Annotated in this window: 15 protein-coding genes; 6 read left to right on the top strand and 9 right to left on the bottom strand. The window is 63.6% G+C overall.

Translation table 11 applies throughout. The features are described from left to right. Positions 1-41: 41 nt before the first annotated feature. The 5 genes from JQ573_RS28855 to JQ573_RS28835 form a co-directional block, all read right to left on the bottom strand. The gene (locus JQ573_RS28855; RefSeq protein ID WP_212314475.1) at positions 42-1691 is read right to left on the bottom strand and encodes an acyl-CoA synthetase; all 1650 of its coding nucleotides are present in this window, start codon (positions 1689-1691) and stop codon (positions 42-44) included. Between the two features lie 25 nt (positions 1692-1716). Beyond that, positions 1717-3603 (bottom strand): TRAP transporter large permease subunit, encoded by a 1887-nt coding sequence (locus JQ573_RS28850; RefSeq protein ID WP_212314476.1) that lies wholly within the window; start codon positions 3601-3603, stop codon positions 1717-1719. A gap of 34 nt (positions 3604-3637) precedes the next feature. After that, positions 3638-4657, bottom strand: a complete 1020-nt coding sequence (locus JQ573_RS28845; protein WP_097671909.1) for a TRAP transporter substrate-binding protein — start codon at positions 4655-4657, stop codon at positions 3638-3640. 398 nt (positions 4658-5055) lie between these two features. Then, positions 5056-5616: a phosphatase PAP2 family protein gene (locus tag JQ573_RS28840; protein ID WP_212314477.1), complete on the bottom strand. Its 561-nt coding sequence runs from the start codon at positions 5614-5616 to the stop codon at positions 5056-5058. 115 nt (positions 5617-5731) lie between these two features. Next, complete coding sequence (locus JQ573_RS28835) at positions 5732-5935, bottom strand: CsbD family protein (RefSeq protein WP_212314479.1); 204 nt, start codon at positions 5933-5935, stop codon at positions 5732-5734. 174 nt (positions 5936-6109) lie between these two features. Between JQ573_RS28835 and JQ573_RS28830 the strand changes: the two genes are divergently transcribed. Then, entirely contained in the window at positions 6110-6598 is a 489-nt protein-coding gene (locus JQ573_RS28830) for a ferritin-like domain-containing protein (RefSeq protein WP_050404515.1), read from the top strand. Between the two features lie 87 nt (positions 6599-6685). Here the strand turns inward: JQ573_RS28830 and JQ573_RS28825 are convergent, their stop codons facing one another. Beyond that, positions 6686-7387, bottom strand: coding sequence for a L,D-transpeptidase (locus tag JQ573_RS28825; protein WP_212315442.1), 702 nt, complete (start codon positions 7385-7387; stop codon positions 6686-6688). 235 nt (positions 7388-7622) lie between these two features. On the opposite strand from JQ573_RS28825, the gene JQ573_RS28820 reads away from it, so the two are divergent. Then, positions 7623-8870 carry a DUF763 domain-containing protein gene (locus tag JQ573_RS28820; RefSeq protein ID WP_212314480.1) on the top strand — a complete coding sequence of 416 codons (1248 nt, stop codon included), beginning with the start codon at positions 7623-7625 and terminating at the stop codon, positions 8868-8870. 14 nt (positions 8871-8884) lie between these two features. On the opposite strand, the gene JQ573_RS28815 is transcribed toward JQ573_RS28820, so the two are convergent. Continuing rightward, positions 8885-9691, bottom strand: coding sequence for an enoyl-CoA hydratase/isomerase family protein (locus tag JQ573_RS28815; protein WP_212314482.1), 807 nt, complete (start codon positions 9689-9691; stop codon positions 8885-8887). Between the two features lie 74 nt (positions 9692-9765). Between JQ573_RS28815 and nthA the strand changes: the two genes are divergently transcribed. Genes nthA through JQ573_RS28800 form a run of 3 tightly spaced genes read left to right on the top strand, consistent with a single transcriptional unit; the run spans position 9766 to position 11428 of the window. Next, entirely contained in the window at positions 9766-10395 is a 630-nt protein-coding gene (gene nthA, locus JQ573_RS28810) for a nitrile hydratase subunit alpha (protein ID WP_050626492.1), read from the top strand. Further along, positions 10392-11051, top strand: a complete 660-nt coding sequence (gene nthB / locus JQ573_RS28805) for a nitrile hydratase subunit beta (RefSeq protein WP_212314484.1) — start codon at positions 10392-10394, stop codon at positions 11049-11051. The genes nthA and nthB overlap by 4 nt, the downstream gene beginning before the upstream one ends. After that, on the top strand, positions 11051-11428 hold the full coding sequence (locus JQ573_RS28800; RefSeq protein WP_212314486.1) for a nitrile hydratase accessory protein: 378 nt from the start codon (positions 11051-11053) through the stop codon (positions 11426-11428). The genes nthB and JQ573_RS28800 overlap by 1 nt, the downstream gene beginning before the upstream one ends. Positions 11429-11770: 342 nt before the next feature. Here the strand turns inward: JQ573_RS28800 and queC are convergent, their stop codons facing one another. Next, positions 11771-12490 (bottom strand): 7-cyano-7-deazaguanine synthase QueC, encoded by a 720-nt coding sequence (gene queC / locus JQ573_RS28795; protein ID WP_212314491.1) that lies wholly within the window; start codon positions 12488-12490, stop codon positions 11771-11773. Between the two features lie 186 nt (positions 12491-12676). On the opposite strand from queC, the gene mazG reads away from it, so the two are divergent. Next, positions 12677-13492, top strand: coding sequence for a nucleoside triphosphate pyrophosphohydrolase (gene mazG / locus JQ573_RS28790; protein ID WP_212314492.1), 816 nt, complete (start codon positions 12677-12679; stop codon positions 13490-13492). A 32-nt stretch (positions 13493-13524) separates the two neighbouring features. Here the strand turns inward: mazG and JQ573_RS28785 are convergent, their stop codons facing one another. Next, positions 13525-14562 carry an MBL fold metallo-hydrolase gene (locus JQ573_RS28785; protein WP_212314493.1) on the bottom strand — a complete coding sequence of 346 codons (1038 nt, stop codon included), beginning with the start codon at positions 14560-14562 and terminating at the stop codon, positions 13525-13527. Positions 14563-14874: the final 312 nt, after the last annotated feature.

The raw sequence follows: 14874 nt of genomic DNA, 5'->3' as shown, positions 1-14874 counted from the left end.
TCCCGGGTAAAGCCCGGGACGACAGCGGGTATGTGGCGCGCTCAGGCCGAAATCGCCTTGGCCGATCCGACCTGGTTGCGCAGCAGGAATTTCTGGATCTTGCCGGTGGATGTCTTGGGGATCACGCCGAACACCACCGACTTCGGCGTCTTGAAGCCCGACATATGCTCGCGACAATAGGCGATGATCTCGGCCTCGGTCGCCTTGGCACCGTCCTTCAGCTCGAGGAAGGCGCAGGGCACTTCGCCCCATTTCGGGTCGGGCTTGGCGACCACAGCGGCAAACAGCACGGCCGGGTGCTTGTAGAGGATATCCTCGACCTCCACCGACGAGACATTCTCGCCACCGGAGATGATGATGTCCTTCGAGCGGTCCTTGATGATGACGTAGCCGTGCTGGTCGAGCACGCCGAGATCGCCGGTGTGAAACCAGCCGCCGGCAAACGCTTCCTGCGTCGCCTTCTCGTTCTTCAGATAGCCCTTCATCACGATGTTGCCGCGGAACATGACCTCGCCGATGGTCTCGCCGTCGTGCGGCACCTCGCGCATGGTCTCGGGATCGAGCACGGTGACGTCTTCCTGCAGCGGATAGGCCACGCCCTGGCGCCGCTTCAGCTGCGCGCGCTGATCGGCCGACAGCTCGTCCCAGCCCGGCTGCTCGGCGCAAACGGAGGCGGGGCCGTAGACTTCGGTCAGCCCGTAGACATGGGTCAGCTTGATGCCGATGCGCTCGGCACCTTCGAGCACCGCAACCGGAGGCGCGGCGCCAGCGATCAAGCCAACGACGGGCTTGGCCTTGCCGCCCTTCGGCGCATCAGGCGCGTTGATCAACGTGTTGTAGACGATCGGCGCGCCGCACATGTGGGTGACGCCGTGCTTCGGGATCAGCTCGAAGATCTTGGCGGGATCGACCTTGCGCAGGCAGACGTTGACGCCGGCGGTCGCCGCGATCGTCCAGGGAAAGCACCAGCCGTTGCAGTGAAACATCGGCAGCGTCCAGAGATAGACCGGGTGCTGGCCGAGATTGCCTGCGAGGATGTTGCTGACGGCGTTGAGATAGGCGCCGCGGTGATGGGTCACCACGCCCTTCGGATTGCCCGTCGTGCCCGACGTATAGCTCAGCGCGATTGCATCCCATTCGTCGGCCGGCGGCCGCTCGGCGAATGCGGGATCGCCTGAGGCGACCGCCGCCTCATATTCGATCTCGCCGATCCGCTTGCCGGCGGCGAAGGCCGCATCATCGACGTCGATCACGAACGGCTTTGCGCCCTTCATCAGGGTCAGGGATTCCGCGATCACGCCGGAGAATTCGGGATCGACGAGAATAATCTTCGCGCCGCCGTGATCGAGCTGGAACGCAATCGATTCCGCATCGAGGCGGATGTTGAGCGTGTTCAGCACCGCGCCGGTCATCGGCACCGCGAAGTGCAATTCGTTCATCGCCGGGATGTTCGGCAGCATCGCGGCCACCGTGTCGCCATGGCCGATGCCGCTGCCTGCGAGATAGGATGCGAAGCGCTTGCAGCGTTCGTAGGTCTGTTTCCAGGTGAAGCTGCGGCCCTCATAGACCGTGCTGACGTGGTCGGGATAGACCGCGGCCGAGCGCGCCAGGAAGCTCAGCGGCGTCAGCGGCACGTAGTTGGCGGGCGTCTTGTCCAACCCCATCGTGTACTGGTTCTGAGCTGCACTCATGGCTCTATCCCATCCGCAAGGTGCTTTAAAGGAAACCGATCGATATCCAGGGGAAGATGGCGACGATGATCAGGCCGATCAACAGCGCCAGCATGTAACCCCAGATCGGCCGGATACCCTCGGCCGGATCGACGCGCCCGATGGCGCAGGCGGCATAATAGCCGACACCGAACGGCGGCGCGAACAGTCCGATGCCCATCGCCAGGATGATGATCATGGCGTAGTGCACCTCGTGGACGCCGACCTGGCGCGCGATCGGAAACAGCAGCGGCCCGAACAGCACAATGGCCGGAATGCCTTCCAGCACGCTGCCGAGGATCACGAAGGCCAGGATCGAGACCGCGATGAAGGTCGCCGAACCGCCGGGCAGCCCGGTCATCGACGCTGCCAGCGCCCGCGAGAAGCCGGACTGGGTCAGGCCCCAGGCCATGCCGGTCGCGGTGCCGATGATGAAGAGGATTGCGCCCGACAGGCACGCCGTGTCGATCAGCATCGGCACCAGCCGCCGCCAGTTAAACTTGCGGTAGATCAACAGGCCGATGACGAAGGCGTAGACGATGCCGATGGTTGAGACTTCGGTCGCAGTCGCGATACCCTCGACCACGGCGTAGCGGATCACGAAGGGCAGGGCCAATGCGGGCAGGGCGAACACCAGCGCCTTGCCGATCTCGCTGCCGGTGGCGCGCTGCACGTGGCTCAAGTTCTCGCCGCGGTAGCGCCACCACACCAGCCCCGACAGCGTGATTGCCAGCACGACACCCGGCAGCAATCCGCCGGTGAACAGCGCCGAGATCGACACGCCGGTGACCGAGCCGATCGTGATCAGCACGAGGCTCGGCGGAATCGTTTCGGTCTGCGCGCCGGTGGCGGCGAGCAGGGCGACCAGATCGCCCGGCTTGGCGCCGCGCTCCTTCATTTCCGGGAACAGCACGGGCGCGACGGCGGCCATGTCGGCGGCCTTGGATCCGGAGATACCGGAGACCAGGTACATGGCGCCGACCAGCACATAATGCAGGCCGCCGCGGACATGCCCGAGCAGGCTCGCCAGGAACGCGACCATCGCACGCGCCATGCCGGTCATCTCGATCAGCAGGCCGAGAAAGACGAACAGCGGCACCGACAGCAGGATGAGGTGGCTCATGCCCTCGTCCATCCGGCCGACCAGCACCATCAGCGGCGTCCGCGTGGTCAGCGCCAGATAGCCGAAGATCGCCATGCCGAAGGCAAAGCCGATCGGCACGCCGGCGAACACGCAGAAGCCGACCACGCCGACGAAGAAGATGATCAGATTGAGGTTGCCGAGCGGCCGCAGCATCGGCTGCGCCAGCCAGAACACGCCGATCAGCGCGACCACCGTCAGCGCCGCCAGCAGGAAGGTCTTGAAATCGCCGACCCGCGCCAGCCGCAGCAGCGCAAACAGCCCCATCAGGCAGATACCGACCGGCAGCGCCGCCGCGCGCCAGGTGTTGGAAATCTGCAGCGCCGGCGTCGTGATGAAGCTTTCCTCGTAGGCGTATTCATAGGCCGGCCGCACAATCAGGATCAGGAACGCCAGCGCGGCGCAGGTCGCGACCACGTCCAGATAGCCCCACAGCCTCGGCCCGGCGCTCGCGACGAGCGCCGTCATCCGCATGTGCTCGCCGCGGCGGAACGCCACCGCCGACCCGAGCATCGCAAGCCACAGGAACAGGATCGACGCCAGCTCGTCGGACCAGATCAGCGGCGCATGCAGCACGTAACGCGACACCACGCCGGCGAACAGGATCACGACCTCAGCGACGACAAGGATTGCCGCCGGAATTTCGACCAGCCATCCGAGCGCAGCGTCGATGGAACCGAGACCGGAGCGGCGGCGAGGGGGCTGTGACGCCGCCTCGCCGGCCACGGCCGGCGTCATCTCGACATGAGCCATGGCAATCCTCCTGGCACGCCTCCCGCTGGATCGATCAGGACAGTTTGCCGACGGACTTCTCGAGCAGATCCCAGGCCTTCTCGCCGTACTTGCCCTTCCACTCGGCGTAGAAGCCGGCGGCGCGCAGCTTGTCGCGGAACGGCCCGACCTCGGGCTGGTTGAACACGAGGCCCTTGCCCGTGAGCTCCTGCTTCACGGTGGCGTTGAGCTTCTCGGTGTCCTCGCGCTCCTTGACGGCGGCCGCGTTGACGTTCTTGGCGACGATGGTCTTGATATCGTCCGGCAGCGCCGCCCAGGCTCTGCGGTTCATCAGGAACCAGAAGCCGTCCCACATGTGGTTGGTCAGCGAGCAGTATTTCTGCACCTCGTACAGCTTCGCCGCCGAGATCAGCGCCAGCGGATTTTCCTGGCCTTCGACGATCTTGGTCTGCAGCGCCGAATAGACCTCGCTGAAATTGATCGAGGCGGGCGATGCATCGAACGCCTTGAACATCGAGGTCCACAGCGGCGACACCGGCACGCGGATCTTGAAGCCTTTGAGATCGTCGGGACCGGTGATCGGCTTGGTCGACGACGTGGTCTGGCGGAAGCCGTTGTCCCAGATCTTGTCCATGACCTCGAGGCCGGCCTTGTTGATCTCGCCGCGCACATAGGCGCCGAGCTCGCCATCCATGGCCTTCCAGACCGTGGGATAGTCCGGGAATGCGAAACCGATGCCGTTGATCGAGGCTGCCGGCACCAGGGTCGCCAGGATCAGGCCGGACAGCGTGAAGAACTCGACGCCGCCGGAGCGCACCTGGCTCAGCATGTCCGTGTCGGAACCGAGCTGGCTGTTCGGAAACACCTGCAGGTCGAACCGGCCGTTGGTCTCGGTCTTGATCGCCGCAGCCATCTCCCGGGCGCGCGCCACGAACGGATGCGACTCCGGCAGGTTGTTGGCGAACTTGTACGAGAACTCGGCCGACTGGGCGCGCGCAACATACGGCGCGCCAATTCCGCCCAGGACGGCGGAAGCGGCGGAGACCTTCAGCAGCGTGCGTCGTGAAAAGCTCATTGGGTTTGCTCCCTCGAGAGGCTTGTTGTTGTTCTGAGATGCCATCCTATACGGACCTGATGCCGCGGGGTCACCAGCGATCTCTGCACAGCTGGCGCTTATTGCAGCGTCCGTACGCCGCGGCAATATCGGCTTTCTGACGAGACGCGTGGGCGTGTATCACTGTCGTATCTGGACGAGCCGGACCAACGATCGGGACAAGCCCGGACAGGCGCCAAGCTGCGGCTTGGTGCGAAGATTTCTAGCTAAATATCTGATCTAATTGTAGATATAAATATTCCATAATATACCTTATGCGAATTATGTATATGGGAATGGCCACGATCGCCCGGTCCCATTGCTTCGCTCTGGCTCGGACTGATGGATTTTGTGACTCGGACCTGAGCTAATCGATCGTCTCAGACCTGCTCCCGCCGCCCGTACCCCGTGACGCATCGGATCAACCGCTCGAGCAGAACCCCGATCGCCGATCCCACGACGACGTCACTGGCCCAATGCGCCAGCAACAGCACGCGCGTCGAAATCAGACAAGCGCCGAGCGCCCGGACGATCCCACGCTCGCCCTCGGGAAGCTGGCTCGCCGCCGAACTGATGGCGCCGACCTGAATTGCATGTCCTGACGGAAACGAGTCCTCGGCCCTGCCGGAGATTGGAATGCCGTGCAGATGACCAACGACGGTGAGCCGGTCCGGCCGCTTCTGGTTGAAGACCAATTTGAGCAGGTGCGGAACTAGGGATGCGGTCAACGCCGTGACCAGAAGATGGTCACTCGCCAGGCGTCGCGGCTCTGGCTTGCTTCGACACCATAACCACCATCCAAGTGCTAGGGCGCAGACGACATGCTCGTCCGCCGCCCATGTCAGGATTGAGGCGGCGCGTTCTGTTGGCGGGGTTGTGTTGCGCGAGATAACGCGCGCAATGGCAATATCCGGCTGGGTCGGTCGGACCGTGATCGGCATAGATACCCTTGCTTAAGGCGACGACGGCATCTTTCAAACGTTTCGCATTCGCACCTGTTCCAAACGGCGCAAAGCAAAGGGCCCCGCTCAAGTGGGGCCCCGAATGCCGTAGCGCTCACCATTTCTGACGGCCGTACCAGTCATTCACTTCCTTCGTGGCTTGATCCTTGGCATAGCCGTAGCGCTGCTGCAGACGGCCTTCGAGTTGATCCTGCTTGCCGGCAATGACATCGAGGTCGTCATCGGTCAGCTTGCCCCACTGCTCCTTGATCTTGCCCTTGACCTGCTTCCAGTTGCCTTCGACACGATTCCAATCCATCGCGGTTCTCCGTTGAAAGATGAGACCGTCCAACAGACGCGCCGACGCTTCGTTCCTCGAAAGGCTTGCGGCAAAGCTACGCAATCGCGATCCGCGGGTGAACCGTCGCAGATAGGAACGAGATTGCAGAGTGCCTGTTGTGGGTACGGATCACCCAAACTCACGGAGCTGCCAATGTCGGAGAAAGACCTCAGCGCCCTCTTCCTCGATACCCTCAAGGACATCTACTACGCCGAAAAGCAGATCCTCAAGGCGCTGCCACGCATGGCCAAAGCCGCCGGGTCGGACCAGCTGCGTGCCGCCTTCGAGAAGCATCATGACGAGACCGAAGGACAGATCGATCGGCTGGAGCAGATCTTCGATCTGATGGGCAAGCCGGCGCGTGGCAAGAAGTGCGACGCCATCGAGGGTATCCTCGACGAAGGCAAGGAGATCATGGAGGAGTACGCCGACACTCCGGCGCTCGATCCGGGCCTGGTCTCCGCGGCGCAGGCGGTCGAGCATTACGAGATCGCACGCTACGGCACACTGAAGGCATGGGCCACCAAACTCAGCATGAAGGATGCCGTCAAGCTCATCGACCAGACGTTGGCCGAAGAAAAGAAGACGGATGAAGCGCTCACCAAGCTCGCCGTCAGCGCCATCAACGCCGAAGCGGCCTGAGGAGATTCGCAATGAAGCGAACCATTCTGGCAGCTGGCCCCGACTGTGCGCTGGCCAAGCCAGCGCTGGGCCGCCGACGGCGTTGGCCTAGGCCGGGAGCACGATCACCTTCGTTTTGAGAGGCGTTCGCGAATAGAGGTCGATCATGTCCTGACTGAGGAGGCCGGTGCAGCCACTCGTAATGCCGTTCCCGATGGTTTCGGGGTCGCTGGTGCTATAGATCGTGTAAAGCGTGTAGGCCCCGTTCTGATAGAGGTAGAGCACGCGGGCACCGAGTGGATTGTCGAGACCTCCCGGCATGCCGCGAGCATATTTGCCTGCCTCCGGCTGGCGCGCGATCATCTCCTTGGGGGGCGTCCAGGTAGGCCATTCGGCTTTGCGCCCGACATAGGCCTCGCCGCTCCACCGGAAGCCATCGCGGCCGACATTGGCGCCATAGCGGGTCGCGTTGCCCTCGCCTTCGATGCGGTAAACATAGTACTTCCCGGGATCGATGATGATCGTACCGGGCGCCTCGTCGCTGTCGTAGCGTACTGTCTTGCGAAAATATTGCGGTTTGACCTTGCTGACGTCGACCCCAGGGATCGGGAATTTCTCGTCAGGCACGGGCCCGTAGACTTTCTCAGCCTCGGCCAGGCTCATGTAGTCGGATGCACAACCGGTCAGGCCCAGTGCGGCAAGACCGGCAGCGGAGCCGAATAGAAACGCCCGGCGGTTGAGACGCGGCGAACGAGGCCCAGACAGATCGCCCTTGCCCATTGCGCCGGCAATTCCACGGTCCATGATCATGATTTCGGGTTTTCCGAGCTTTTCCAGAAGGCGCGACAATCCTATGTCGGGGAACCACCCCGTTACGACACTCTTATGGAGGATTTCGCGCTTTTTTATGGAGGGAAACTTTCAAGAAAAAGCTAAGGAATTCCGTTCTGTGGGTCGGTCTTATGCGGGGATTCAACACCCCCCGAAGGCTTTGCCTGATAGTCTGCCCCCGACTCAACGACACCAGTTCGAGACCTGGAGACTAATGGCCCGACGTACCGGCAGCGCTGATCTTCCCCTGCATGGTGGACGCGTGCCGCCGTGGCTGGCGGAGCGCATGGCGACGCTGGGCGCGGTCATCACGCAGGCGGTGGTCCATCATTACGGCCGCGATGCGTTTCTGCAGCGGCTCTCGCATCCGTTCTGGTTCCAGTCGTTCGGCGCCGTGATGGGCATGGACTGGCACTCGTCTGGTATCACCACAAGCGTCATCGGCGCACTCAAGCGCGGGCTCGCGCCGCTGCAGGACGAGCTCGGCATCTACGTCTGCGGTGGTCGCGGCAGGCATTCGCGGCGCACGCCGGACGAATTGTCGGCGCTGGGTGAGCGGACCGGCTTCGACGGCGTCGCCCTCACCCGCGCCAGCCGTCTGGTCGCCAAGGTCGACAGCGCCGCGGTCCAGGACGGTTTCGAGCTCTATCTGCACGGCTTCTTCGTCACCACGGACGGCAAATGGACCGTGGTCCAGCAAGGCATGAACGACCACAAGCGTCAGGCGCGACGCTACCATTGGCATTCCGAGGGGCTGCGTAGCTTCGTCGACGAGCCGCACAGCGCGATCGACGGTCCGTCGCAGGGCGAGATCGTCAATCTCACCGATCACCGTGCCGACGCCTCGCGCCAGGCACAGCTCGATCTGCTCGCCGCGCTTGGTCCCGATGGCATCGCGCATGAATATGCCGAGCTGACCGAGAAGGTGGCGGCGCAGGGCGATCTCCTGCACCTGATCATGCCCGCACATCATGATGTACGCTCGAGCGATGTCTTCATCCGCCGCCTGCACGGCACCCTCGCCGCCGCCGCGGAACGCGGGCCGCTGGATTTCCCCGACCTGCTGCTCACGCCCGGCGTCGGCGCCCGCACCGTGGAGTCGCTTGCCATGGTCGCCGAGGTCGTTCACGGGACGCCGTATCGTTTCCGCGATCCGGCGCGCTTCTCGCTCGCGCATGGCGGCAAGGACCGTCATCCGTTTCCGGTGCCGATCAAGGTCTACGATGAGACGATCGGCGTGCTGAAATCGGCGGTACAGCAGGCGAAGCTCGGCCGCGACGAGGAGTTGCAGGCGCTGAAGCGGCTGGACGACCAGGCCCGCAGGCTCGAGCTCACCGCAACCGGCCCGTCCTTCGATGCTTACGTCGCCAACGAGCGCGCGCGTTCGCCGGCGCTTGACGGCCGCTCGGTGTTCGGTTGGGAGGCCGACCTCGCCGCTCGCGACCGCATCACCAAACGCTAGGCTAGGCACGCCCGTCAGCGTCCCCTGAAGCGCGGCTTGCGCCGTCCGAGGAAGGCCGCGACGCCTTCCTTGTGATCGTCGGTCAGGCTCGCCAGCGCGAACTGGTCGAGATCCATGTGGCTGGCGAGGTCGTCGAGCGCATGCGCCAGCCGGTTGACCGTCAGCTTGGTCATCGCCACCGAAATCGGCGGCTGGGCGGCGACCTTGGCCGCGAGCGCCATCGCAGCGTCATACGATTTGCCCGGATCAGTCACCTGCTCCACCAGGCCCCATTCGTAAGCCTCGTCGGCCGAGATCCGGTCGTCGGCCAGGATCACCGCCTGCTTGGTGCGCGCCGGTCCCATCAAATGCAACATGCGTGGCACGCTCTGCCAGCTCATGTTCATGCCGAGCGCGATCTCCGGCACGCGCAGATGCGCATCGCGCGCCATCACCCGGAAATCCAACGCGACCGCGAGCGCCACGCCACCGCCGACGCAGAACCCCTCGATCGCGCCGATCGTGACCTGCTCCATGTCCTGCCAGACGCGCGTCAGCCGCGGCCCGAGCTTCAGGTGACGGCGCAGCGCGCCCATATCCATGGTCTGGCGCGAACGCCCTTCGGCATCCTTGAGGTCGAAGCCGGCGCTGAACGATTTGGCGCCGCCCGTCAGCACCACCACCGAGGTTTCGCCATCGTCCTCAAAGCTGCGCGCCGCATCGGTCAATTGCCGCAGCGCCTCCGGCGACAGCGCGTTGATACCGTCGCCACGGTCGAACCGCACCACTGCGATGCGCCCCTCCGGTCCGAGGCCCTTCTCGATCGTCACATCGTCAACCACGCATACCTCCCAGCTCGCATTGTTGTGTACTGCTTGCCTCGACATAGCACGACGATTTCGCCTATTCTGTAGGCATGAGCGAACATGATCATCACCACCACGATCACGACCATTCCGAACTGTCGGAGACCGAACTGCGCGTCCGCGCGCTGGAATCGATCCTGACCGAAAAGGGCTATGTCGAGGCTGCCGCGCTCGACGCCATCGTGCAGGCCTATGAGACGAAGATCGGCCCGCATAACGGCGCCCGGGTCGTCGCCAAGGCCTGGACCGATCCCGCCTTCAAGAAGGCGCTGCTCGAGGACGCCAGCAAGGCGGTCGGCACCCTCGGCCATGTCAGCCGGGTCGGCGACCATCTGGTCGCGATCGAGAACACGCCCGGCCGTCACAACATGGTCGTCTGCACATTGTGCTCTTGTTACCCTTGGGAAATGCTCGGCCTGCCGCCGGTCTGGTACAAGGCCTCGCCGTATCGCTCGCGCGCGGTCAAGGATCCGCGCGGCGTGCTCGCCGATTTCGGGGTCAGCCTGCCGAAGGAGACCGAAATCCGGGTCTGGGACTCTACGGCCGAAACACGCTTCCTGGTGCTGCCGATGCGGCCCGCAGGCACCGAGGGCTGGAGCGAAGAACAGCTCGCCGAGCTCGTGACGCGCGATTCCATGATCGGCACCGGCTTCCCGAAAACACCGGGAGCGCCGTCGTGAACGGCGTCCACGACATGGGCGGCATGGACGGGTTCGGCAAGGTCGAGCCCGAGCCGAACGAGCCGATGTTCCATCAGGAATGGGAGTCGCGGGTGCTCGCCATGGTCCGTGCGATGGGCGCGGCCGGCGCCTTCAACATCGATGCATCGCGCTTCTATCGCGAGACCCTGCCCCCGCAGGTCTATCTGTCGAGTTCCTACTACAGGAAATGGCTGCTTGGGCTGGAGGCCCTGCTGCTCGACAAGGGCTATATCTCCAAGGACGACGTCGCGGCCGGACATGCCGTCGCGCCGGCAAAATCGCTCAAGCACGGCAAATTCTCGATCCCCGATGTCGAGCGCATCATGGTGCGCGGCAAGTTCGGCCGCGCCGCACCGGCAGCCGCGAAATTCAAGGCCGGCGATCGGGTACGGGCAAAGAACATCCATCCCGCCACGCACACGCGGCTGCCGCGCTACGTGCGCGGTCATGTCGGGGTGATCGAGCGCGATCACGGCTGTCACGTGTTTCCCGATACGGCGGCCAACGACGCCGGCGAGCATCCGCAATGGCTGTACACCGTCGTGTTCGATGGACACGAATTGTGGGGACCGGACTCCGATCCGACCATCAAGGTCTCGATCGACGCGTTCGAGCCGTATCTGGAGGCGGTCTGATGGATGCCGGCGCCGCCGCGCGCGCGACCAGCGCCGTGTCCAGCATTCCCCGCGATCAGGACGGTCCGGTGTTCCGCGCGCCATGGGAGGCGCAGGCGTTCGCCATGGCGTTGACGCTGCATGATCGTGGCGTGTTCACCTGGCCCGAATGGGCCGCGGCGCTTGCCGATCAGATCAAGCGCGCGCAGGCGGCCGGCGATCCCGACACCGGCGAGACCTATTACCAGCATTGGCTCGCAACGCTCGAACACCTCGTGGCCGCCAAAGGCGTCACGACGCCCGAGACGCTGCACCGCTACCGCGACGCCTGGGACCACGCCGCCGACCGCACCCCGCACGGCCAGCCGATCGTGCTGACGGCTAAGGATTTCGAGTAGCGACACGCTCCTCGCATCGACGCTCGCTCAGCAGCTTGTTCGGTGTCGTCGCCCGGCTCGACCGGGCGATCCAGTATTCCAGAGACGTCAGTGTTTGAACTGAGAAGCCGCGGCGTACTGGATCGCCCGGTCGAGCCGGGCGATGACGGTGCGGGTGCCTTGCACACCATCGTCGTCCTGGCGAAGGCCAGCCTGCACGATTTCTGAATAATGGAAAAATACCGCTGAGTTGCCCGACGTGTCAAGCTGCCGTGTCGAACGCCGGCAGCCGCCGACTCCTTTGCATGGGGTTGTTTTCGAAATTTTGGCAGTGCGCCCCTGCGGACGGCTATCCGCCCACGGTTACGGGCCATCCTGCGCGACATATTCCCGCCAGCCCTTGGCCCGCAGGCTGCAAGCCGGGCATTCGCCGCAGCCGTAACCCCATTCGTGCTGCGCGCCGCGTTCGCCGAGATAGCAGGTGTGCGAGTGCTCGCGGATCAGGTCGACCAGCCCTGCCCCGCCGAGTGCGTGAGCAAGCCGCCAGGTCGCCGCCTTGTCGAGCCACATCAGCGGCGTGTGCAGCTCGAAGTCCCTGGCCATGCCGAGGCTGAGCGCGGACTGCAGCGCCTTGATGGTTTCGTCGCGGCAATCCGGATAGCCGGAATAGTCGGTCTCGCACATGCCGCCGATGATGTGGCGGATGCCGCGCCGATAGGCCAGTGCGCCCGCGAAGGTGAGGAACACCAAATTGCGGCCGGGCACGAAGGTGTTCGGCAACCCGTCCGTGCCCATTTCGATGGCGACGTCGCGGGTCAGCGCGGTATCGGAAATCTCCGACAACGTCGGGATCGCGAGTGTGTGGTTGTCGCCGAGCTTGGCTGCCCAATCCGGCCGCAGAGCCCTGATGCCGTCCAGCAGGCGGTCGCGGCAATCGAGCTCGATCGCGTGACGCTGGCCGTAGGTGAAGCCGAGCATCTCGACGCGCGCGAAGCGGTCCAACGCCCAGGCCAGACAGGTGGTGGAATCCTGGCCGCCGGAAAACAGCACCAGCGCGGTGTCGGAATTGTTCTGATCGGTCATGAGACGCGCTTATAGCGTTTTCGAGCGAAGTGGACACCGGTTCGCGTCAAGAAAACGCGTCAAACAAGAAAGCACCTGACGGCGCCGCGGCCAATCCGTGGACAGTGCCGTGTTTCCGGCGTGTTTTGCTGGGATCGGGAGGGGTGTTTTGGCATAAAGCCAATACCCCTCTGAAGCCGGTGTCCCATGACCCCCTCCCGCGACATTTCCCGCCTGATCGAGATCATGGCCGCGCTGCGCACGCCGGTGACCGGCTGCCCATGGGACCTCGTGCAGAATTTCGAGACCATCGCGCCCTACACGATCGAAGAGGCCTATGAGGTCGCGGATGCGATCGCACGCGGCGATTTCGAGGATTTGCGCGAGGAACTCGGCGACCTCCTGCTGCAGGTGGTCTATCACGCAAGGATGGCCGAGGAGCAGAACGCGTTTGCGTTCGGCGACGTGGTCGAGGCGATCACGAAGAAGATGATCCGCCGTCATCCGCACGTCTTTGCCGACAAGGACGGCAACATCCAGCCCGCCGGCGTCAAGAGTGCCTGGGAGCGCATCAAGGCCGAGGAGAAGGCCGAGCGCGCCGCTCGGCGGCCCCCGGAAGAGACCGCGCACAAATCCTTGCTCTCAAGCGTGAAGGCCGGGCTCCCTGCCCTGACGCGGGCGATGGAATTGCAGCGCAAGGCATCCACCGTCGGCTTCGACTGGAACGACCCGCGCGCCGTGCTCGCCAAGATCCGCGAGGAGGCCGACGAGATCGAGGCCGCGCTCGACCGCAACGACAAGCAGGAAATTGCGGAAGAAACCGGCGACCTGATGTTCGCACTGGTCAACCTCGCCCGCCACGTCGACGCCGATCCGGAAACCGCACTGCGCGCGACCAACGCAAAGTTCGAGCGGCGGTTTGCCTATATCGAGAAGGCGCTGGCCGCGAAGGGCCGCTCGCTCGACGGCGCGACGCTGGAGGAGATGGATGCGTTGTGGAATGAGGCGAAGCGCGCGACGTAGATTTTCTCTCCTCGCGCGCCTCGAAACTCCGCCTAGAGATCTGCTCCAGCTCGTCGGGCTTGCGCGCGCATGACACCGAACGGATCATTCCGGACCGCCAGCTTGCGATAGACCCTGAGGTCGTCGGGGGTCATTCCCTCACCGCGCTTCTTGCTCGAACCTGCCTCGGCCCCGATGGCAATCGAAGTGCCGGCGCCGGCGTAAATGTACTTGTCGCCAAACGCCTTCTTCAGGGCGGCAAATGTTGGCTCGCCGGTGCAATGCCCGGGGGCGATGCTTTCGACCTTGAAACGGTCTTGCAGCGCGGCCGTCACTTTGGTGATCACCTCGTCAGGGGCAGCGACTAGGTGGAAGCCTCCAGCGATCAGCCGAATCCTCGGGTTGATTGCTGCCGCAGCCTCGACGATACGCTCGATTCCAGGATGCGAGCAGCCAACAACGAGCACGATTCCATCTGCAGTATTCACCGCCAGGGACAGTTCCTTGAGCTCCTTCGTTCCCGGCAGATCAGAAATCAGAGCTATGAGTGTAATGCCAGGTGCGATTTCGGTCGTTTGGTCGATCAACTCGAAGTTGGCATCCGCCCAGGCAGCACCGAATTTCATGATCTCGGGCGGCTTGCCGTCATAGTACCGCATCTCCGGCGGCAGCGACTCGTCCTTGCGGTAGAAGCTCGACGGCAGCGACGAGCCGTAGATGCCAAATCCCTCCTTGGGAGCATAAATCTTGATCTTCGGATTGACGCTTAAGACATAGCTCAGGCCCGCCATGTGATCGGAGTGCCGGTGAGACAACACGACGAAATCGAGGTTACTAAGGTCCACATCCTTCGCCTTGACATTGGCAGCGAAGATCTTCGCGTTGTCCCCGGTATCGAACAGGATGCGCTTTCCTCCGACTTCAACGAGGGCGGAGAAGCCCCAATCCTTTGTCATCGCGGTATCGGTACCGAACGCATCGTACAGGATCGTGATCCGGGCCGCCGGCTCGGCCGCACGTGTTGCAGTGCCTATTGCGGCAGCGAGCGCAGCGAGAACGACCGCGAAAAGAAAATTTGATTTGAGATACATGGAAGTTCCTCCTGTTCAAACGCAACGATTGAGGAATTCCTGACAGGCGACCAGTCGCTATAGGGCCGGATCGGACCTGCCTAGTTCAGAGACCAGCCTTCCAACGATCCATGCTCTCGACTTTGCGCGATCTCGTGGACGGCGCGGTCATGCAAATCCTCCCGCTGCGCGCCGCAAGCTGCAAGGCAATTATTTTCGTCATGGGCCGTGAACCTTTTCCTTGGTTCACGAGACTACCGCCTTCCACGAACAATTCGGACGTCGTCAGGTTTTGGAGACGTTTCGGCTCCATCGCTGCCGTTTCGCGGCGGC

Source organism: Bradyrhizobium sp. AUGA SZCCT0105, from assembly GCF_018129565.1.
Lineage (GTDB): Bacteria > Pseudomonadota > Alphaproteobacteria > Rhizobiales > Xanthobacteraceae > Bradyrhizobium.
This window is presented reverse-complemented; position numbering and strand designations above follow the sequence as displayed.